Source organism: Streptomyces sp. CAI-85, assembly GCF_013363615.1.
GTDB classification, from domain to species: Bacteria; Actinomycetota; Actinomycetes; order Streptomycetales; family Streptomycetaceae; genus Streptomyces; species Streptomyces antibioticus_B.
Map to the genome: position 1 here is coordinate 316,418 of NZ_JAANNX010000002.1, position 18,841 is coordinate 335,258.

Below are 18,841 nucleotides of genomic sequence, written 5' to 3' on the forward strand. Positions count from 1 at the left end.
CCCTCACTCGCCCTGGGAACAGCGCGACTTGGTGCCGTCGGCGAGCAGGGCCCGCACCTCGTCCGCCTCGGGCGCCCCGTTCTCCTCGTGGAGATGCAACGCCTCCTGCCAGCATGCGGCGGCCCGGTCGGGCTGGTCCAGCCCGGACAGGGCGCGCCCGAGCAGGGTGAGGACGTTCCCGCGCATCCGGTCGCCGCCGATGCACCCCATGGCGAGTGCCTGTTCCGCGTGCTGGGCCGCCTTGGCCGGGCGCCGCGCGGACAGATGCGCGTGCGCGATTCTGAAGTGGGTGGTCCCCACCCAGAGCCGCTGCCGGTGCTCGGCGAAGATCGTCAGGGCCTCGGAGAACTGGGCGAGGGCCTCCGCGTCCCGGCCGGCCGCGGTCAGCGCGACCCCCAGGGCGTAGTAGGCGTTGGCCAGCCGTACGGTGCTGCCGACCTCGATGTGCACGGCGAGTCCCTGCTGGGCGAAGTCGACGGCCTTCTCCATGTTGCCGAGGCCCATATGGGCCCGTGAGAGGTTGCACAGGGCCGCCGCTTCGCACAGTCCGTTGTCGGTGGCCCGGAAGCCCTCGATGGCCTGGTCGAAGAAGGCCTTGCCGTCGGCGTACTGGCGCTGGTGGAGAGCGGCGAGACCCCGGTCCTGGGCGGCCCAGCTCGCGGCGGTCGTGTCACCGGCGGCCGTGGCGCGCTCCATCGCAAGGCGTGACTCGCGTGCGGCCCGCTGGATGCGGCCGGACACGAGCAGCACGCTGGTCAGCGCGTTGTGCGCCCGGCCTTCGGCCCGTGGATCGCCGGCCGCGCGGGTGGCGTCGCACATCACCATGGCGGTCGCCTCGTACTGATGGGAGTTGGCGCCCGACTCGGCCAGGTCGCCGGACGCCCACAGCAGGTCGACCGCGCGCCGCAGCCGGTCCGTGCCCGCCGCCTGCCGCACACAGGCCAGCAACGCCGCCGCCTCGCTGTACAGCCAGTCCAGGGCGGCGGACCCGTTCGCGAAGGTCAGCCCCGGATACTCGGTCGCCTCCAGATGGTCCACCAGCCGGTCCCCCGGCCGCTCGATCGCGTACACCCCCGCCGCCGTCGCCAGGTAAAAGTCCAGCAGGCGGGACAGGGCCGCCGTTCGTTCGCCCGGAGGGCGTTCGTCGCGGTCGGCGCAGGCTCGGGCGTAGAGGCGGACCAGGTCGTGGAAGCGGTAGCGGCCGGGGGCGGCGGACTCCAGGAGGGACGTGTCGACCAGGGACTCCAGCAGGTCCTCGGTGTCCTCCGGGGGCAGGTCGAGGACCGCCGCGGCCGCCGCGAGGGAGATGTCCGGGCCGTCGGCGAGGCCCAGCAGCCGGAACGCCCGCGCCTGGCCCGGCTCCAACTGCCCGTAGCCCAGCTCGAAGGTGGCCTTCACCGCGAGGTCCCCGGCCTGGAGTTCGTCCAGCCGGCGCCGTTCGTCCGCGAGCTTCGCCGCCAGCACGGACACCGTCCAGGTCCGCCGGGCCGCCAGCCGTGACGCCGCGATCCGGATGGCCAGCGGCAGGAAACCGCAGGCCGCGACCACGTCCAGCGCCGCCTTCCGCTCCGAGCCGACCCGCTCCTCGCCGACGATGCGGGTGAACAGCGCGATCGCCTCGTCCGGCGACATCACGTCCAGGTCGACGAGATGCGCGCCCGCCAGACCCACCATCCGCACCCGCGAGGTGACGAGCGCCGCACACCCCTCGGTGCCCGGCAGCAGCGGCCGTACCTGCGCCGCGTCCCGCGCGTTGTCCAGCAGCACCAGGACCCGTCGCCCGTCCAGCACCGACCGGTACAGCGCCGCCCGGTCCTCCAGCGAGTCCGGGATCGCCGAGTCCGCGGTGCCGAGCGCCCGCAGGAAGGAGCCGAGGACCGTCTCCGGGTCGGCCGCCCGCGCGCCCGCGCCCTGGAGATCGACGTACAACTGCCCGTCGGGGAAAGCCGGTCGGGCCCGGTGCGCCACATGCACGGCCAGCGTCGTCTTGCCGACCCCGCCGATCCCGGCCAGCGCCGACACCGCCATCACCCGGCCGGCGTCGCCCTCGCCACGACGACCGCCGCCGCTTCCCGACGCCCCGGCCAGCACTTCGCTCAGCTCCTTCACGAACGCCGTCCGGCCGGTGAAGTCCGGTACGTTCGCCGGGAGTTGCGCGGGCCGTACCGGCGCCACCGCAGGCTGCGCCGCCGGGGCCGACGGTTCGGCCAGCTCCGGGTCGGCCTGGAGGATCCTGCGCTGCAACTCCCGCAGTCCCGCCCGCGGATCCACCCCCAGCTCCTCCGCGAGCAGCCGCCGGGTGTCGGCGTAGACCGCCAGCGCCTCGGCCTGCCGGCCGGCCCGGTACAGCGCCAGCATCAGCAGCTCCCGCAGCCGCTCGCGCAGCGGATACGCCGCCGTCAGCGCCGTCAGCTCGGAGACGGCCTCCGCGTGGCAGCCCTGCTCCAGGTCCATGTCCAGCCGGGACTCCAGCAGGCCGAGCCGCCACTCCTCAAGGCGGACCCGCTGGGCCTCCGCGTACGGGCCGGGTACGCCGGCCAGCGCCTCGCCGTCCCAGAGGGCGAGGGCGCGGTTCAACAGGTCCCGGGCCAGGGTCAGATCACCCGTGCCGCGCGCCTTCTCCGCCTGTGCCGACCACTCCTGAGCGACGGTCAGGTCAAGCGCGCCGTCGCCCAGTCCGCGCACCGCGTACCCGCCGGACTCGCTCACCAGGACACCCTGGTCCAGCACCTTCCGCAGCCGCGAGGCGTACGTCCGCACCGCCGCCAGCGCCTGCGACGGCGGGTCCTCGCCCCACAGCGCGTCGATCAGCTCGGCCGCCGTCGCCGTCCGGCCCTCGCGCAGCAACAGGGCTGCCAGCAAGGCGCGTTGCTGGGGGGAGCCGGTGGCGAGCGGCTCCTCGCCGCGCCGCGCGCGCACCGGTCCGAGTACGTCGAAGCGGAGCGCCGCCGGCTCCCCGGAGGGGCCGGGACGCCACTGCCTCGGCACACGCGGGCCGCCGTGTCCTCCACGGTCGTCCATCAGGCTCCCCTAACAAGCTTCTGCACTACTAGGTCAGTTTGCCCTCTCCGGGCGGAACCGTCAGCCTCCCGAGGTTCCGGACGCCGCCGCTGCGCACACGGTTCACATGCCCCTCACAAGCGGGCGGCCCACTTCGGCCCACCCCGGTCCCCCTCGGCCCACAGCTCGGCGCGTACGTTAGCTGACGATCCGTCAGATCAGCGCTACCGTGCCCACCATGGAGACCTCAGCCGAATCGACACCCCGGACCCCCACCACCCCCCTCCCCGCGATCATCTCCGTCGACGACCACACCGTCGAACCCCCGACCGTCTGGCAGGACCGCCTGCCGAAGAAGTTCCTGGACACCGGCCCCCGGATCGTCCGCGCGCCGCTGAAGGAGATGACCTTCCTCGGCGGCCGGTTCAAGCCCGTCATGGGCGAGCCCGGCGACGACGGACCGGTCGGCGACTGGTGGGTCTACGAGGACCTGCACCGCCCCCTCACCCGCCTGGACACCGCCGTCGGCTTCGACCGCGACGAGATCAAGCTGGAGGTCATCACCTACGAGCAGATGCGCCCCGGCTCCTACGACGTCCCCTCCCGGCTCGCCGACATGGACGTCAACCACGTCCAGTCCGCCGTCTGCTTCCCCACCTTCCCGCGGTTCTGCGGGCAGACCTTCACCGAGGCCGCCGACCACGAGCTGGGCCTGCTCTGCGTGCGCGCCTACAACGACTGGATGGTGGAGGAGTGGTGCGGCCCCGAGGCGCGCGGCCGGCTGATCCCGCTCACCCTGATCCCCCTGTGGGACGCCGAGTTGGCCGCGGCGGAGGTGCGGCGCAACGCGGCCCGCGGGGTGCGGGCGGTCGCCTTCTCCGAGATACCCCCGCACCTCGGCCTGCCGTCCGTGCACACCGACTACTGGGACCCCTTCCTCGCGGCCTGCGCCGAGACCGGCACGGTCGTCGCCATGCACATCGGCTCCAGCAGCCGTATGCCGTCCACCTCCGCGGACGCCCCGCCCGCCGTCGGCTCCACCATCACCTTCGCCAACTGCTGCTTCTCGATGGTCGACTGGCTGATGAGCGGCAAGTTCGAACGCTTCCCCGACCTGAAGGTGATGTACGCCGAGGGTCAGATCGGGTGGATCCCCTACATCCTGGAGCGCGCCGACGTCGTCTGGGAGGAGAACCGCGGCTGGGGCGGCGTCGCCGACAAGGTCCACCGCCCGCCGTCCGAGACCTTCGCCGACCACGTCTACGGCTGCTTCTTCGACGACGCCTTCGGGCTCCGCAACCTGGACGCGATCGGCGTCGGCAACGTCCTGTACGAGACCGACTACCCGCACTCCGACTCCACCTGGCCGAAGTCCCGCGAGGTCGGCGAGGCCCAGATGGGCCACCTGGCCCCGGACGTGGTCGAACGGATCGTCCGCGGCAACGCCATCGACCTGCTCGGACTCACCCCCGACGGCCTGTGGAGCCCGCGGTGAGCCTCGCGCACGGCATCCAGCTCCCCGTCCAGTCCCAGTCCACGATCTACGCCGAGCCCTGGGAGGCCGACGCGGGCGCGGCCGAGCTGGTGGCGGTCGCGCGGGCCGCCGACCGGGCCGGGTTCGCGTACATCGCCGTCTGCGACCACGTGGCGATCCCGCGCCGGCTCGCGGGCGCGATGAGCACCGTCTGGTACGACCCCGTGGCCACCCTCGCCCACCTGGCCGCCGTGACCGAGCGCGTCCGGCTGTTGGCCCATGTCGCCGTCGTCGGCCTGCGCCACCCCCTCCTCACCGCCAAGCAGTACGCCACCCTCGACCATCTCAGCGGTGGCCGGCTGATCCTCGGGGTCGGCGCCGGGCACGTCAGGGAAGAGTTCGAGGTCCTCGGGGTCGACTTCGAGCGGCGGGGCGCCGTCCTGGACGAGACGATCGACGCGCTGCGGGCCGCGCTCGGACCGGAGGAGTACCCGGCCCACCACGGGAAACGGTTCGACTTCGAGGGGCTCGGACAGCGCCCCCGGCCCGCCCAGGACCGGGTCCCGCTGTGGGTCGGCGGGTCCTCGCCCGCGGCCGTCCGCCGGGCCGCGCTCAAGGGCGACGGCTGGCTGCCCCAGGGCGACCCCAGGGACCGGCTGCCCGCCCAGATCGAGCGGCTGCGGCGGCTGCGCGAGGACGCCGGGATCACCCGCCCCCTCACCGTCGGCGCCCTCACCGAGCCGCTGTACGTCGGCACCCCCGCCTGGGACGTCGGCCGCCGCACCCTCACCGGCCCCGCGCAGGCCCTCGCCGAATCGCTGCGCGCCTACGCCGCGATGGGCGTCGACCAGATCCAGGTCCGCTTCCGCAGCCGCGACCTGGCCGAACTCACGGACCAGATCGCCGCGTTCGGCACCGAGGTCGCCCCGCACCTCTGACCGAGCCCCCTGGTACACCAACCGCACCTCTGACCGAAGGAGCACCGCATGGGCAAGCTCGACGGACGGGTCGTCCTCGTCACCGGCGCCGCGCGCGGCCAGGGCGAGCAGGAGGCGCGGCTGTTCCGGGAGGAGGGCGCCGAGGTCGTCGTCGCGGACGTCCTCGACGGCCCCGGCACGGCCCTCGCCGAGGAGATCGGCGCGCTCTACGTCCATCTCGACGTCGGCCGCGAGGAACAGTGGACCGCCGCCGTACGGGCCGCCAAGGAGGCGTACGGCCGGCTCGACGGGCTCGTCAACAACGCGGGGATCCTGCGCTTCAACGCCCTCGTGGACACGCCCCTCGACGAGTTCCTCCAGGTCGTCCAGGTGAACCAGGTCGGCTGTTTCCTGGGGATCAGGACCGTCGCGCCGGAGCTGACCGACGGCGGCACGATCGTCAACACCGCCTCCTACACCGGTCTCACCGGGATGGCGGCCGTGGGCGCCTACGCGGCCAGCAAGCACGCCGTGCTCGGGCTTACCCGGGTCGCCGCGCTGGAGCTGGCGCCCCGGAGGATCCGGGTCAACGCGGTCTGCCCCGGCGCCATCGACACCGCGATGTCCAACCCGTCCCTCCTCGACCCGGACGCCGACCCGGAGGAGACCGGCCGGGCGCTGGACGGGCTCTACCGCAAGCTGGTGCCGCTCGGCCGGATCGGCAGACCGCGGGAGGTGGCCCGGCTGGCGCTCTTCCTCACCTCGGACGACTCCTCGTACATCACCGGGCAGCCGTTCGTGATCGACGGGGGCTGGCTGGCGGGCGTGTCCATCATCTGACGTAACCTGACGAGCCGTCAGCTATTGACCGTCGAGGAGTTCTGACGGATCGTCAGTTAATCGTGGTCGACCGGACTCGGTCGAACCCCATCCAGAACCTGGGACGGTGAACCTCCGTGGAGTTCGGGCTCTTTGTACAGGGATACGTGGGCAAGCGCGCCGAGACCGATCCGCTCGCCGAGCACAAGGCGCTGATGGAGGAGACCGAGTACGTCATCGAGGCGGACCGCTCGGGCTTCAAGTACGCCTGGGCCTCCGAGCATCACTTCCTGGAGGAGTACTCCCACCTCTCCGCCAACGACGTGTTCCTCGGCTATCTGGCGCACGCCACCGAGCGCATCCACCTCGGCTCCGGCATCTTCAACCCGCTCGCCCAGGTCAACCACCCGGTGAAGGTGGCCGAGAAGGTCGCCATGCTCGACCATCTCAGCGGCAACCGCTTCGAGTTCGGCAGCGGCCGCGGCGCCGGCTCGCACGAGATCCTCGGCTTCCTCCCCGGCATCACCGACATGAACCACACCAAGGAGATCTGGGAGGAGACGATCGCAGAGTTCCCCAAGATGTGGACGCAGGACGAGTACGTCGGCTTCCAGGGCAAGCACTGGCAGCTCCCGCCGCGCAAGATCCTGCCGAAGCCGTACGGGAAGTCCCACCCGGCGATGTGGTACGCGGCCGGGTCGCCGCCGTCGTACGCGATGGCCGCGCGCAAGGGGCTCGGAGTGCTGGGCTTCAGCATCCAGAAGGTCGCCGACATGGAATGGGTGCTGGAGCAGTACAAGACGGCGATCGTGGACGCCGAGCCGATCGGCGACTTCGTCAACGACAACGTGATGGTGACGACGACCGCGATCTGCGCGCCGACCCACGACGAGGCGATCCGGATCGCCGTGAACGGCGGGCTGCACTATCTGCCGTCGCTGGTGTTCCGCTACCACGACACCTTCCCGCGCCCCGAGGGCTTCCCGGTGTGGCCCGACACCCTCCCCGAGTACACCCCCGAGTTCGTCGAACTCCTCGTGGAGGAGGAGCTGTTGATCTGCGGGGACCCGGACGAGGTGCTGCGCCAGTGCAAGCGCTGGGAACAGGCCGGCGCCGACCAGCTCTCCTTCGGACTGCCGGTGGGCGTGCCGAAGGAGGAGACGCTCCAGACGATCCGGCTGATCGGGGAGCACGTGATCCCGAAGATCGACACGGACCCCGTCCACCGCACGACCCGGTTCCGGCAGGCCGTCTGAGCGCCGCGCATCCGAGGAGGCAGCCAGCCATGCTCGATCACGTCATCAAGGGCGCCACCGTAGTCGACGGGACCGGCGCGCCCGCCCGGATCGCCGACGTCGGGATCCGGGACGGCCGGATCGCCGTCGTCGGCGAGGTCACCGAGGAGTCCCGGACCGCCGAGGACGCCGACGGGCTCGTCCTCGCCCCCGGCTTCGTGGACCCGCACACCCACTACGACGCCCAGCTCTTCTGGGATCCGTACGCCACCCCGTCCCTGAACCACGGGGTGACCACGGTCGCCGCCGGGAACTGCGGCTTCACCCTCGCCCCGCTCAACCCGGACCGCCCTGAGGACGCCGACTACACCCGCCGCATGATGTCCAAGGTGGAGGGCATGTCCCTGGTCGCCCTGGAGGAGGGGGCGCCCTGGACCTGGAGCACCTTCGGGGAGTACCTGGACGCGCTCGAAGGGCGGATCGCCGTCAACGCCGGTTTCATGGTGGGACATTGCGCGCTGCGACGGCACGTGATGGGCCCGGACGCCATCGGCGGGCAGCCGAGCGACGAGCAACTCCTCTCGATCGTGAGGCTGTTGCACGAGGCGATGGACGCGGGCGCCTGGGGTTTCTCCACCACCCAGTCCTCCACCCACTCCGACGGCGACGGCCGTCCCGTCGCCTCCCGGCACGCTCGCCCCGAGGAACTCCTCGCCATGTCCCGGGCGGTCGGGGAGCACGAGGGCACCCAGATCGAGGCGATCGTCGCGGGCTGCCTGGACCAGTTCAGCGACGCCGAGATCGATCTGTTCGTGGAGATGAGCGCGGCCGCCGGACGCCCCCTGAACTGGAACGTCCTCACCGTCGACGCGGCCGTCCCGCAGCGCGTGCCGCGCCAGCTCCACGCGAGCGAACGGGCCCGGAAGGCGGGCGGCCGGGTCGTCGCCCTGACCATGCCGATCCTCACGCCGATGAACATGTCCCTGGGCACGTTCTGCGCGCTGAACCTCATCCCGGGCTGGGGACCGATCCTCGGCCTGCCCGTCCCCGAGCGCATGGCCCGCCTGCGCGAACCCGCCGTCCGCGCCGAGATGCTGCGCCACGCCGCCTCGAAGGAGGCCGGGGTGTTCCGGCGGCTGACCGACTTCGGGCGGTACGTCATCGGCGACACCTACAGCGCCGCCAACGACGGCCTCACCGGCCGGGTCGTCCGCGACATCGCCGCCGAACGCGGCCTGGACCCCTTCGCCTGCCTGGTCGAGATCTGCGCCGCCGACGACCTGCGCACGGTGCTGTGGCCCATGCCGACCGACAACGACCCCGCGTCCTGGGCGCTGCGCGCGGAGACCTGGCAGCACGAGGACGTCCTGCTGGGCGGCTCCGACGCGGGCGCCCATCTGGACCGGATGTGCGGGGCGCCGTACACCACCCGGTTCCTCGGGGACTGTCTGCGCGGGCGGAAGCTCGTCGGGCTCGAACAGGCGGTGAGGATGCTCACCGACGATCCGGCCCGGCTCTTCGGGCTGCGCGGACGCGGCCGGATCGAGGAGGGCTTCCACGCCGACCTCGTCCTCTTCGACCCCGAGCGGATCGACGCCGACAAGGCGACCCTCGTGCACGATCTGCCGGGCGACAGCCCCCGCCTGGACTCCCGGGCGCTCGGGGTGCGCGCGGTCTGGGTCAACGGCGTGGCCGCGATCCGCGACGACGTGGTCACCGGCGCGGTGCCCGGCCGCGTCCTGCGCTCGGGCCGGGACACCAGGACCGTGAGCACCCGGTGAGCGGCGGGCAGCGGCTGTTCGTCGGGGGCGCGTGGACCGAGCCGGACGGCGGGTACTACGAGGTCACCGACCCGGCGACCGAGGAGTGCGTCGGCCTGGCACCGGAAGCCTCGCCGGACCAGGTGCGGGACGCGTGTGCCGCGGCCCGGGAGGCGTTCGGGCCGTGGTCGCGGACCCCGCCGGAGGAGCGCGCGGCGGTGCTCGGCCGGGCGGCGGAAGTGATCCGCGCCCACGCGGAGCCGTACACCGCCCTCGCCCGCGCCGAGACGGGGGCGACGACCGGGACGGCGCGCGGCATGCAGGTCGGCGTGGCCGCGGCCCGCTTCCGCCGGTACGCGCGCGTGGAACCGGCGGAGTGGGCGATCCCGCCGCAGGTCAACGAGGCCGGACCGATGGGACGGGCGGCCGTCATGGGCGCCCTGGCCGTCCGCCAGCCCGTCGGGGTCGTCACCTGCGTGACCTCCTACAACAACCCCTGGGCGAACGCGGCGGGCAAGGTGGCCCCGGCCCTCGCGATGGGCAACACGGTGGTCGTGAAACCGGCCCCGCAGGACCCCTTGTCCGTCTACCGCATGGCGGAGGCCCTGGAGGCGGCCGGCGCCCCGCCCGGCGTCGTGAACGTCGTCTCCGGCCGCTCGGTGGCGGTCGGCGAGGCGGCGGTGGAGTCCCCGGACGTCGACATGGTCAGCTTCACCGGCTCGACGGCCGTGGGCCGCCGCATCGCCGAGGCGTGCGGCCGCGACATGAAACGCCAGCTCATGGAACTGGGCGGCAAGGGCGCGGCCCTCGTCTTCGACGACGCGGACGTGCCGTCGGCGGTGGCGGGCATCGGAACGACGTTCTCCTTCTACAGCGGCCAGATCTGCACGGCACCGACGCGGGTCCTGGCACAGCGGGGGGTGTACGACCGTCTGGTGACCCAACTGGCTGCTTATGCGGGCCGTTTGAAGGTTGGTGACCCCAGTGACCGCACCACGGTCGTAGGCCCGGTGATCTCGTCCCCCCACCGCGACCGGGTGGAGTCGTACGTCGAACTGGGCCGCAAGGAGGGAGCGTCGGTGGTGACGGGCGGCGAACGCCCTTCGTTGGACCGTGGCTTCTACATCGCCCCCACCCTCCTGGCCGACTGCACCAACGACATGAGGGTGGCGAGGGAGGAGATCTTCGGCCCGGTGGTGACGGTGATCCCCTTCGACGACGAGGAGGAAGGCATCGCCCTCGCCAACGACACCGACTACGGCCTCATCGACTACGTCTGGTCGGCGGACATCGCCCGCGCCTTCCGCGTAGCCCGCCGCCTCCGCGCCGGCGGCGTCGGCGTCAACACGGTCGCCCGCAACATGGAGGCCCCCTTCGGCGGCTTCAAGAAGAGCGGCGTGGGCCGCGACGTCGGCTCGTACGCCCTGCACGCGTACAGCGAGATCCAGTCGATCGTCTGGCCGGGGTGAGCCGATTGCGGGCTGACGGCTTCCGTCCGGCCGAGCGGCCCAGCACCGGCCGGGGCCATCTGGCCCAGTGCCACTTGCTGCTCGGTGACTTGACCGGGGCGGTTGAAGAAACCCACCGCGCGGTGGACGCGGCGCGCGCCACGCGCTCCAGCCGTGTGCGCGCCCAGCTCGGCGAGCTCTACCCGTACACCGTGGGCAACAGCGCGGCCCGGCCCGTGCGCGAGGCCCGCGATAGGATCCGCGACCTGCTGTCGACCTGAAGGGGGTACGTGACCGTGACGACCATCGCGGTGACCGGGCACATGGATCTGACCGAGGACAGCATCCCTCTGGTCCGCACCGCCCTGGACGACTTGCTCAAACAGTACGCCGCCGACGGTGACCTCGTCGGCGTCTCCTGCATCGCCAAGGGTGCCGACTCTCTGTTCGCCGAAGCCGTCCTCGCCGCCGGCGGACGTCTCACCGTTGTCATCCCCTCCCAGGACTACCGCCGGAACAAGGTCAAGCCCGACCACGCCCCCCTGTTCGACCGCCTCGTCGAAGCCGCCGGCGAAGTTCTCGTCCTGCCACACGAGTCGGCGAACCGGCAGGCGTACGAGGCTGCCAACGCCGTCCTCATCGACCGCGCGGACCGACTCGTCGCCGTATGGAACGGCGAACCGCCCGGCGGCAAGGGCGGCGGGACGGCCGACACGGTCCTTGAAGCGCAGGCTGCGGGTGTGCCTGTGAACGTCGTGTGGCCGGACGGCGCCGCTCGCCGAGGTTGAGCACTGTCGAACGGGGCCGCAAAGAGGGAGCAGTGTGGGCCGCGACGTCGGCTTCTGCGCGCTGCACGCCTAGAGCGAGATCCAGTCGATCGTCTGGCCAGGCTGATACCCGTCCCTCAACCCTGGTCCAGATCCACCCGGATCGTCAGCAGGTTCGTGCCCAGGGTGCGGACGCCCGTGCTGTTGAAGCGGGGGAGCGTGCGCAGGCGGGCCACCGGGTCGTCGTCGGGGAGGGGGTGGGCCGTGCCCGTGTACCAGCGGCCGCGGAGACGGACCCGGACCCGGGGGTCGGCCAGGATGTTGCGCACGTACTGCGAACGCTCCCCGAACTCCGACACCAGCCAGAACGAGTCCCCGACTCGCCGCCCGCCCAACGGCGTCCGCCGCGGCAGCCCCGAGACCCGCCCGGTGGTCTCCAGCACGGTGTGGAACGGCAGTCTGCGCAGCACCGGGTTGGCGACATACCGCTGAAAACCGGTCGTCGCACGGAAACGGAGATCACTGCTCGGCCGTGACATGGTCCTTCGCACTCCTTCGCACTCCTTCGCACGAGGTGCTGTTGCTTCAATGGTCCCCGACACCGGTGGGGCGACGGCGGGTGGTGGGGCATGCGTGTGGTGACCTGGAATCTGTGGTGGCGGTTCGGGCCCTGGGAGGCTCGGCAGAAGGCGATTCTCGCCGTGCTGCGGGAGTTGCGGCCGGATGTGGTGGGGCTTCAGGAGGTGTGGGCCGCCGGGGGTGAGAATCTCGCCGGGTGGCTCGCCGACGAGTTGGGGCTGTACTGGGCCTGGGCGCCCTCGCCCGCGCCCGAGCGGTGGCGGCGGAGGCTTCCGGAGGGGGAGGAAGGCGGCGTCGACATCGGCAACGCCGTTCTCAGCCGGTGGCCCGTCATCGCGCAGGACACCCTGTTGCTGCCCGTCCCCGACGACCTCGCCGACGGTCGCCTCGCGCTCTACGCGCGGCTGGCCGCCCCCGCCCGCGAAGTGCCGTTCTTCACCACCCACCTCACCTCCGCGCCCGGTGCCTCGGCCGTCCGGCAGGAGCAAGTCGGCTCGCTCGCACGGTTCGTGGCGCGGCACAAGGGCGACACCCCGTTCCCCGCCGTCGTCACCGGTGACTTCAACGCCTGGCCCGACTCCGACGAGGTGCGTCTCTTCGGCGGGTACAAGACCTCGTCCGCCGTGCCCGGTCAAGTCCTTCTCGACGCCTGGGAGTACGCAGAGCCGGGTGCGCCCGCCGCGACCTGGTCGGCCGAGAATCCTTATGCCGCACGGCTGTTGGAGCCGTCCGTCCGGATCGACTACATCCATGTGGGGCCGCCCGGACCGGTCGGCGAGGGGCATGTGCGGGCCGTACGGCGGGCCGGGCACGGGCCCGTGGACGGCATTTGGCCCTCCGACCACGCCGCGGTGGTCGCCGACCTCGCGATGCCGTGAACCGCTCACACCTCGTCCACGGCATCCACACGAGGCCGTGTTAGCCTCCCCGCGGTCGCGAGCGGCGGCGGCGAGACAGTACGGGGGAAAGTCGATGGCCTCTTCGGACGGCTACCAGATCAAGAAGTCCGGCATGACCGGCCAGGCCAAGGAACTCGACGGCGCGGGCGACGACATGGGCAAGGTCCGCGCGGCCGTGGCCCCCTCGCTCTGCTACGCCGCGGACACCCTCGGCGGCACCGACGCCGCGACGGCCGTCAACGCGTTCATCGCCGCCTGGGAGGCGGAGGCCCGCACTCTGGAGTCGGCCCTGCACGAACTCGCCGGCAAGGTCCATCTCGCCAAGGGCGCCTACACCGGCAGCGACGGCCTGGTGGAGACCGGCGTCAGCGGAATCGCCGTGAGCGAGGGGCAGTTGAGCGCCATGCCGGCGCCCGCCGAGCGCTCCTCCGTCCTGTCGAGCTATTGAGCGGCCACCCCCGACACCCCAGCACCAGTACATCAACACCGCGAGACAGGACGGGGCGGACCACGCGATGACAGGTTCCCTGCGACCCGCCGACTCCCCGGCGGGCCGGCGCGCCCGGCTGGCCGGGCTGTGCGAGGAGATACCCGGCGCCGGCAGCAAGAACGACCTGCTGGACATGATCGACAGCGCGCTCTCCGTGGATGCCCCCAAGGGCGACCCGGGCACCATCGAGACGCTGGGCAAGCGCTACCGCGACCAGATCGACGACGTCGGCCGGGTCTACGACCGGGTGGACCGGGTGGCCCGCAAGGGGCTGCCCGAGGTCTGGGTCGGCGACACCAGCGTGCTCGCCTCCGAGGTGGTGTCCGCCGCCGACCGCGCCGTCCTCCAGATGGGCGAGGCGTTCGGCGGCGGCGCCGTCGTGCTGCTCACCCTCGCCGACGCGCTCACCGTCGCGCAGAAGCAGGACACCGAGGGCCGCGGCAAGCTCGGGCAGGCCAAGAGCAGCCTGGGCGGCCGGGACGGCTTCTTCGACGACTGGCACGAGGACGACGGCGAGGAGGCCGCACGGCTCGCCGCCCGCTCCGTCGCCTCCGACGGCATCGAGCTGATGCACAAGGCCGCCGTCACGGCCGAGGACGCCGTACGGGTCGCCGTACGCGACCTCAACAAGTGGGCGGCCGAGGCACGCGCCGGGAAGATGAAGACCGGCGAACTGACCGCCGTCGACAAGCTGATGCTCGCCGACACCGGCGCCGCCAACACCCCCACTGAGCTGAACGAGATCCTCAGCGCCGGCGACCTGGAACGCGCAGGCCAGCGCATGGACCGGCTCAGCGGCCCCGACGAGGCGGCCATGGAACGCATGCTGGCGCAGGCGGGCAGCCCCGAGGAACGCGCCTATCTGATGAAGGCGCTGGCCGCCGGCCACAGCGTCAAGGAGATCGAGGAGTTCCAGGGCAAGATCGCGGGCAAGGACCCCGAGTGGCTGCGCCGGCACCTCACCCCGGTGGTCACCGCCGAGGACAGCATGGACGACGAGGGCCTCGCCCAGGACGGCTCCAACAACAACAAGGACTCCGTCCTCTTCCACAACCAGCTCTGGATCCAGGGCGGCGACGGCTCCGAGGGCACCTGTGTGGCCTCCTCCACCGTCAACGCCCGCGCCATGCTCGACCCGCTCTACGCCCTCGACCTCACCGGCGGCCCCAGCGGCCAGGAGGACGACCCCGACGCCTTCCGGCAGCGCCTGGTGGCCGAACAGCACCGGCTGCACACCGAGGGCGAGGGCGGCGACAACTGGACCGGCATGGGCCAGGAGGGCCAGGAACGCATCGCCGACTCCACCCTCGGCAGCGCCACCGGCGACGACTACCGGCGCCACGACCTCGACAGCGCCGACGACCGCCGGGCGATCCTGGACGACGTCGAGAAGGCGGTCGCCGAGGGCAAGCCGGTCCCGGTCGACGTCTCCGGCGACACCGGCGCCCACGCGATGATGATCATCGGGCAGGACGGCGACAAGCTCCAGATCTACAACCCCTGGGGCACGACCACATGGGTCAGCGAGGACGACTTCATCAACGGCAACATGGGCAAGGCTTCGAACAGTGAACTCAACAACGCGTACCAGGTCTATGTCCCGCAGTAGGACGCGCGGCACGGTGTTCGCGGCGGCCGCGCTGCTGGTGACAGCCGCGGCGCTGACCGGCTGCGGATCCGGCGACGACGAGCCCACCAGCCACCCCGTGGACGACACCACCGTCACCGCGAGCGTCGGCGAGCGCTTCACGCTCACCGTGGCCGACAACGCCTCCACCCGCTCCCACTGGTACCTGGTGGACCCGAAGCCGGACGGCGCGGTGGTGCGGGAGCGCGGCCGTGAGACGGCGTCGGACGGCGACGCGGCACCCGGCTCCGGCACGGACGTCACGTTCACCTTCGAGGCGACCGGCGCGGGCAGCACCGAGATCGTGCTCCTGCACTGCACGTTCTCCAGCACCTGCGACACCGGCGACGGCACCCCGGCCCCCGCCCCGACGGACGGCGCCGCGCCCACCGAACCGGAGCGGATCACCTACAAGGTCACGGTCGAATGAGGCCCACGATGGAACACCCCGAACACCCCGCACACCCCGAGCGCCCCGGGCAGACCGAGCACCCCGGGCACACCGAGGACGAACTCGCCGGCCTCGACATCACCGCCCTCCTGCGCTACGGCCTGACCGCCGCCCCCGGCCCGCTGCGCACGTCCCTCTTCGGCGACGGCGCGGTGGGCGCGGCCGTCCTCCTCGACCGGCTGGACACCGAGCCGCGCTCGGTCGCCTATCTGGCGGAGGTGGTCCGCGCGGGCGGTGTCCGCGCCGCCGCGGACCTCCCCGAACCGCTGCCCCGCCCCGAGGCGGCGGCCCTGGCCCGCGACTGGCTGGAAGCGGCCGCCTCCGCCCCTCAAAGCCCGGCCCCCCAAGGCCCAGCCCCTCAAGGCACGTCGACCCAGGACCCGGCCACCGACGACACGGCGGCCCGCTGGCTGCACGCGGTCGCCACGATCATCGAGGTACGGCGCCGGGCCGGCCGCTGAGGGAGCACTGGGCCGACCGGTCGGTATGGACAGTGGGCGTCTCTCCCGGTACAGATGAGGGCGGCACCCCGGGAAGCCATCAGGAAGCCACTAGGAAGCCACGGTCCCGCGACGAAAGGCCGCCCCCATGCGCATCGCCGTCACCATCTTCCTCACCGACGAGACGATCACCCCCGTCCGCCTCGCCCGTGAGCTGGAGCAGCGCGGTTTCGCCGGGCTCTACCTCCCCGAGCACACCCACATCCCCGCCGAGCGGACCACCCCGTACCCGGCGGGCGGTGAGCTGCCGCCCGAGTACGGCCGCACCCTCGACCCGTTCGTGGCGCTCGGTCAGGCCGCCGCCGTCACCGAGGCTCTGGGCCTGGGCACCGGCATCACGCTCGTCGCCCAGCACGACCCGATCGACCTGGCCAAGCAGATCGCCACCCTTGACCACCTCTCCGGCGGCCGTTTCACCCTCGGCCTCGGCTACGGCTGGAACGTGGAGGAGGCCGCCGACCACGGCGTCGACTGGCCCACCCGGCGCGAGCTGGTCCGCGACCGGATGGGGCTGATGCGGGCCCTGTGGAGCGAGGAACCCACCGCCTACGACGGCCCGTACGCGCGCGTGCGGGCCAGCCACGCCCACCCCAAGCCGGCGCAGAAGCCGCGCGGCCCGGTCGTCGGCCCCCGCACCCTGATCGGCGGGGCGGCCGGGCCCAAACTGTTCACCCACATCTGCGAGTACGCCGACGGCTGGCTCCCGATCGGCGGGCGCGGCCTGTCCGAGTCGGTGCCGGCGCTGCGCTCGGCGTGGACCGACGCGGGCCGCGACCCGTCCGCGCTCCAGATCGTCCCGTACGCCGTCCTCCCGTCGGCGGGCAAGCTCGCCCACTACGCGGACCTCGGCATCGAGGAGGTCGTACTCCAGCTCCCGCCGGCCGGGGAGAGCGAGGTGCTGCGGGTGCTCGACGACCTGGCCCCCTTCGTGTGACGTCCGGCCGTCGGCGGACAGGGCGTCAGTCGTGGGGCGAGTCCCGCCAGCGGGGCCCGGGGGCGGCCGTCCAGGCGGAGGCCGCCCGCGTGAACAGGCGGTCCGCGTCCGGCCACACCGCCCTCGCAGGGCCCTGCGCGGCGGTGCGGCCGGAGCAGGCCCCGGCCGCGCGCAGGGCGGTGAGGACCGCCACGACGGCGGCCAGTTCGTCGGGGCCGGGCGCGCCCCGCACGACCCGCACCACGGCATCGGCACCGGCACGGGCATCGGCACCGGGGTCCCAGGCCGTGCTCACTGCGGCTGGTTCCCGTGCTTGCGGCTCGGCAGCGAGGCGTGTTTCGCGCGGAGCATGGCGAGCGCGTCGATCAGCCGGGCCCGGGTCTCGGACGGGTCGATGACGCTGTCCACGAGCCCGCGTTCGGCCGCGTAGTAGGGGTGCATCAGCTCCGTGCGGTACTCCTTGACCAGCCGGGCGCGGGTCGCCTCGGGGTCGGTGGCGGCCGCGATCTCCCGCCGGAAGATCACTCCCGCCGCGCCCTCCGCCCCCATCACCGCGATCTCGTTGTGCGGCCAGGCCAGTGACACGTCCGTCCCGATGGAGCGGGAGTCCATGACGATGTACGCGCCGCCGTACGCCTTGCGCAGGATCACCTGGACCCGCGGCACGGTGGCGTTGCAGTAGGCGTAGAGCAGTTTGGCGCCGTGCCGGATGATGCCGCCGTGCTCCTGGTCCACGCCGGGCAGGAAGCCGGGCACGTCGACCAGGGTCACCAGCGGGACGTTGAAGGCGTCGCAGGTCTGCACGAACCGCGCCGCCTTGTCGGAGGAGTCGATGTCCAGCACCCCGGCCGACACGGACGGCTGGTTGGCGACGATCCCGACGACCCGGCCGTCGAGCCGGGCCAGGGCGCACACGATGTTGGCGGCCCAGTGCTCCTGCACCTCGAAGACGTCGCCGTCGTCGACGATCTCCGCGATCACCGCCCGCATGTCGTAGGAGCGGGCCGGGTCCGCGGGCACCAGGTCGAGCAGGGCGTCGGTGCGACGGTCCGCCGGATCGGTGCCCGCCTCGGCCGGCGGGAGTTCGCGGTTGTTGGCGGGCAGCATCGACAGCAGATGCCGTACGTCCTCCAGGCAGGACGCCTCGTCGTCGTACGCGAAGTGCGCCACGCCCGACAGCGTGGCGTGGGTGTCCGCCCCGCCCAGACGCTCGTGCGAGACGACCTCGCCCGTGACCGCCTGCACCACGTCGGGGCCGGTGACGAACATCTGCGCGGTGCCGCGGACCATGAACACGAAGTCGGTCAGCGCGGGCGAGTAGGCCGCCCCGCCGGCGCAGGGACCCAGGATCACGCTGATCTGCGGGATGACACCGGAGTTGCGGACGTTGCGGGTGAAGATGCCGCCGTAGCCCGCCAGGGCCGTGACGCCCTCCTGGATGCGGGCGCCCGCGCCGTCGCACAGCCCGACCAGCGGGGCCCCGGCGGACTCCGCCAGGTCCATCAGCTTGTGGATCTTCTCCGCGTGGGCCTCGCCGAGGGCCCCGCCGAAGATGCGGAAGTCATGGGCGTAGGCGAAGACGGTACGGCCGTGCACCCGGCCCCAGCCGGTGACGACGCCGTCGGTGTGCGGACGGCGGTGCTCCAGGCCGAAGCCCGTCGCGCGGTGCCGGCGCAGTTCCTCGGTCTCGGTGAACGTCCCCCCGTCGAAGAGGAGGGCGAGCCGTTCCCGGACGGTCAGTTTGCCCTTCGCGTGCTGGGCCTCGGTCGCCCGCTCGCTCGGACCCCGCCGCACCTTCTCGCGCAGATCGGCGAGTTCGGCGAGACGGTCGGCGGACCGGTCGGTGACATGGTCGGTGGGGCTGGTGGCCGGGCCGGCGGTGGGGCGACTGTCCTGCGCGGCCCTGACGCCCGCCGGCGATTCGTCGACAACGCTCATACC

Annotated in this window: 18 protein-coding genes; 14 read left to right on the top strand and 4 right to left on the bottom strand. The window is 72.5% G+C overall.

The genetic code is table 11. The annotated features are described in order from the left end of the window. Nucleotides 1-3: 3 nt before the first annotated feature. Nucleotides 4-3,021: a BTAD domain-containing putative transcriptional regulator gene (locus tag G6W55_RS04415; protein ID WP_175519433.1), complete on the bottom strand. Its 3,018-nt coding sequence runs from the start codon at nucleotides 3,019-3,021 to the stop codon at nucleotides 4-6. Between the two features lie 217 nt (nucleotides 3,022-3,238). Between G6W55_RS04415 and G6W55_RS04420 the strand changes: the two genes are divergently transcribed. From G6W55_RS04420 to G6W55_RS04455, 8 genes are all read left to right on the top strand, one after another. Continuing rightward, nucleotides 3,239-4,495 carry an amidohydrolase family protein gene (locus G6W55_RS04420; protein WP_175519434.1) on the top strand — a complete coding sequence of 419 codons (1,257 nt, stop codon included), beginning with the start codon at nucleotides 3,239-3,241 and terminating at the stop codon, nucleotides 4,493-4,495. Continuing rightward, nucleotides 4,492-5,412 (top strand): TIGR03619 family F420-dependent LLM class oxidoreductase, encoded by a 921-nt coding sequence (locus G6W55_RS04425; RefSeq protein ID WP_175519435.1) that lies wholly within the window; start codon nucleotides 4,492-4,494, stop codon nucleotides 5,410-5,412. Before G6W55_RS04420 ends, G6W55_RS04425 begins: the two co-directional genes overlap by 4 nt. 48 nt (nucleotides 5,413-5,460) lie before the next feature. After that, nucleotides 5,461-6,231 (top strand): SDR family NAD(P)-dependent oxidoreductase, encoded by a 771-nt coding sequence (locus G6W55_RS04430; RefSeq protein WP_175519436.1) that lies wholly within the window; start codon nucleotides 5,461-5,463, stop codon nucleotides 6,229-6,231. 116 nt (nucleotides 6,232-6,347) lie between these two features. Next, nucleotides 6,348-7,466: an LLM class flavin-dependent oxidoreductase gene (locus tag G6W55_RS04435; protein WP_078633855.1), complete on the top strand. Its 1,119-nt coding sequence runs from the start codon at nucleotides 6,348-6,350 to the stop codon at nucleotides 7,464-7,466. Nucleotides 7,467-7,495: 29 nt separating this feature from the next. After that, nucleotides 7,496-9,226, top strand: a complete 1,731-nt coding sequence (locus G6W55_RS04440; RefSeq protein WP_175519437.1) for an amidohydrolase family protein — start codon at nucleotides 7,496-7,498, stop codon at nucleotides 9,224-9,226. Then, nucleotides 9,223-10,674, top strand: a complete 1,452-nt coding sequence (locus G6W55_RS04445) for an aldehyde dehydrogenase family protein (RefSeq protein ID WP_175519438.1) — start codon at nucleotides 9,223-9,225, stop codon at nucleotides 10,672-10,674. The genes G6W55_RS04440 and G6W55_RS04445 overlap by 4 nt, the downstream gene beginning before the upstream one ends. Next, a complete protein-coding gene (locus G6W55_RS04450) occupies nucleotides 10,671-10,934 on the top strand; it encodes a hypothetical protein (RefSeq protein ID WP_175519439.1) in 264 nt (87 codons plus the stop codon). The genes G6W55_RS04445 and G6W55_RS04450 overlap by 4 nt, the downstream gene beginning before the upstream one ends. A 15-nt stretch (nucleotides 10,935-10,949) precedes the next feature. Further along, nucleotides 10,950-11,441: a hypothetical protein gene (locus tag G6W55_RS04455; protein ID WP_175519645.1), complete on the top strand. Its 492-nt coding sequence runs from the start codon at nucleotides 10,950-10,952 to the stop codon at nucleotides 11,439-11,441. 116 nt (nucleotides 11,442-11,557) lie between these two features. Here the strand turns inward: G6W55_RS04455 and G6W55_RS04460 are convergent, their stop codons facing one another. Next, nucleotides 11,558-11,959, bottom strand: a complete 402-nt coding sequence (locus tag G6W55_RS04460; RefSeq protein ID WP_175519440.1) for a nitroreductase/quinone reductase family protein — start codon at nucleotides 11,957-11,959, stop codon at nucleotides 11,558-11,560. A 90-nt stretch (nucleotides 11,960-12,049) separates the two neighbouring features. Here G6W55_RS04460 and G6W55_RS04465 point away from each other — a divergent pair, with 90 nt between their 5' ends. From G6W55_RS04465 to G6W55_RS04490, 6 genes are all read left to right on the top strand, one after another. Next, nucleotides 12,050-12,877, top strand: coding sequence for an endonuclease/exonuclease/phosphatase family protein (locus tag G6W55_RS04465; protein ID WP_175519441.1), 828 nt, complete (start codon nucleotides 12,050-12,052; stop codon nucleotides 12,875-12,877). Between the two features lie 94 nt (nucleotides 12,878-12,971). Continuing rightward, nucleotides 12,972-13,346, top strand: coding sequence for a hypothetical protein (locus G6W55_RS04470; RefSeq protein ID WP_030785073.1), 375 nt, complete (start codon nucleotides 12,972-12,974; stop codon nucleotides 13,344-13,346). A 67-nt stretch (nucleotides 13,347-13,413) separates the two neighbouring features. After that, entirely contained in the window at nucleotides 13,414-14,997 is a 1,584-nt protein-coding gene (locus tag G6W55_RS04475; RefSeq protein WP_175519442.1) for a peptidoglycan-binding protein, read from the top strand. Further along, nucleotides 14,984-15,445, top strand: a complete 462-nt coding sequence (locus tag G6W55_RS04480) for a protease inhibitor I42 family protein (RefSeq protein WP_175519443.1) — start codon at nucleotides 14,984-14,986, stop codon at nucleotides 15,443-15,445. The genes G6W55_RS04475 and G6W55_RS04480 overlap by 14 nt, the downstream gene beginning before the upstream one ends. Before the next feature lie 8 nt (nucleotides 15,446-15,453). Continuing rightward, nucleotides 15,454-15,927, top strand: coding sequence for a hypothetical protein (locus G6W55_RS04485; RefSeq protein WP_217686490.1), 474 nt, complete (start codon nucleotides 15,454-15,456; stop codon nucleotides 15,925-15,927). A gap of 127 nt (nucleotides 15,928-16,054) precedes the next feature. Further along, the gene (locus G6W55_RS04490) at nucleotides 16,055-16,900 is read left to right on the top strand and encodes an LLM class F420-dependent oxidoreductase (RefSeq protein ID WP_175519444.1); all 846 of its coding nucleotides are present in this window, start codon (nucleotides 16,055-16,057) and stop codon (nucleotides 16,898-16,900) included. A gap of 25 nt (nucleotides 16,901-16,925) precedes the next feature. Here the strand turns inward: G6W55_RS04490 and G6W55_RS04495 are convergent, their stop codons facing one another. Together G6W55_RS04495 and G6W55_RS04500 are read right to left on the bottom strand one after the other, a co-directional pair. Further along, nucleotides 16,926-17,195, bottom strand: a complete 270-nt coding sequence (locus G6W55_RS04495) for an acyl-CoA carboxylase epsilon subunit (protein WP_175519445.1) — start codon at nucleotides 17,193-17,195, stop codon at nucleotides 16,926-16,928. Then, on the bottom strand, nucleotides 17,192-18,838 hold the full coding sequence (locus tag G6W55_RS04500) for an acyl-CoA carboxylase subunit beta (protein ID WP_175519446.1): 1,647 nt from the start codon (nucleotides 18,836-18,838) through the stop codon (nucleotides 17,192-17,194). The genes G6W55_RS04495 and G6W55_RS04500 overlap by 4 nt, the downstream gene beginning before the upstream one ends. Between the last annotated feature and the right edge of the window lie 3 nt (nucleotides 18,839-18,841).

What these genes read in the sequence shown, in the direction of transcription:
- G6W55_RS04415 (WP_175519433.1), bottom strand. Translation starts at nt 3,021, where the DNA reads ATGGACGACCGTGGAGGACACGGCGGCCCGCGTGTGCCGAGGCAGTGG.
- G6W55_RS04420 (WP_175519434.1), top strand. Translation starts at nt 3,239, where the DNA reads ATGGAGACCTCAGCCGAATCGACACCCCGGACCCCCACCACCCCCCTC.
- G6W55_RS04430 (WP_175519436.1), top strand. Translation starts at nt 5,461, where the DNA reads ATGGGCAAGCTCGACGGACGGGTCGTCCTCGTCACCGGCGCCGCGCGC.
- G6W55_RS04440 (WP_175519437.1), top strand. Translation starts at nt 7,496, where the DNA reads ATGCTCGATCACGTCATCAAGGGCGCCACCGTAGTCGACGGGACCGGC.
- G6W55_RS04460 (WP_175519440.1), bottom strand. Translation starts at nt 11,959, where the DNA reads ATGTCACGGCCGAGCAGTGATCTCCGTTTCCGTGCGACGACCGGTTTT.
- G6W55_RS04465 (WP_175519441.1), top strand. Translation starts at nt 12,050, where the DNA reads ATGCGTGTGGTGACCTGGAATCTGTGGTGGCGGTTCGGGCCCTGGGAG.
- G6W55_RS04470 (WP_030785073.1), top strand. Translation starts at nt 12,972, where the DNA reads ATGGCCTCTTCGGACGGCTACCAGATCAAGAAGTCCGGCATGACCGGC.
- G6W55_RS04475 (WP_175519442.1), top strand. Translation starts at nt 13,414, where the DNA reads ATGACAGGTTCCCTGCGACCCGCCGACTCCCCGGCGGGCCGGCGCGCC.
- G6W55_RS04480 (WP_175519443.1), top strand. Translation starts at nt 14,984, where the DNA reads ATGTCCCGCAGTAGGACGCGCGGCACGGTGTTCGCGGCGGCCGCGCTG.
- G6W55_RS04485 (WP_217686490.1), top strand. Translation starts at nt 15,454, where the DNA reads ATGGAACACCCCGAACACCCCGCACACCCCGAGCGCCCCGGGCAGACC.
- G6W55_RS04490 (WP_175519444.1), top strand. Translation starts at nt 16,055, where the DNA reads ATGCGCATCGCCGTCACCATCTTCCTCACCGACGAGACGATCACCCCC.
- G6W55_RS04500 (WP_175519446.1), bottom strand. Translation starts at nt 18,838, where the DNA reads ATGAGCGTTGTCGACGAATCGCCGGCGGGCGTCAGGGCCGCGCAGGAC.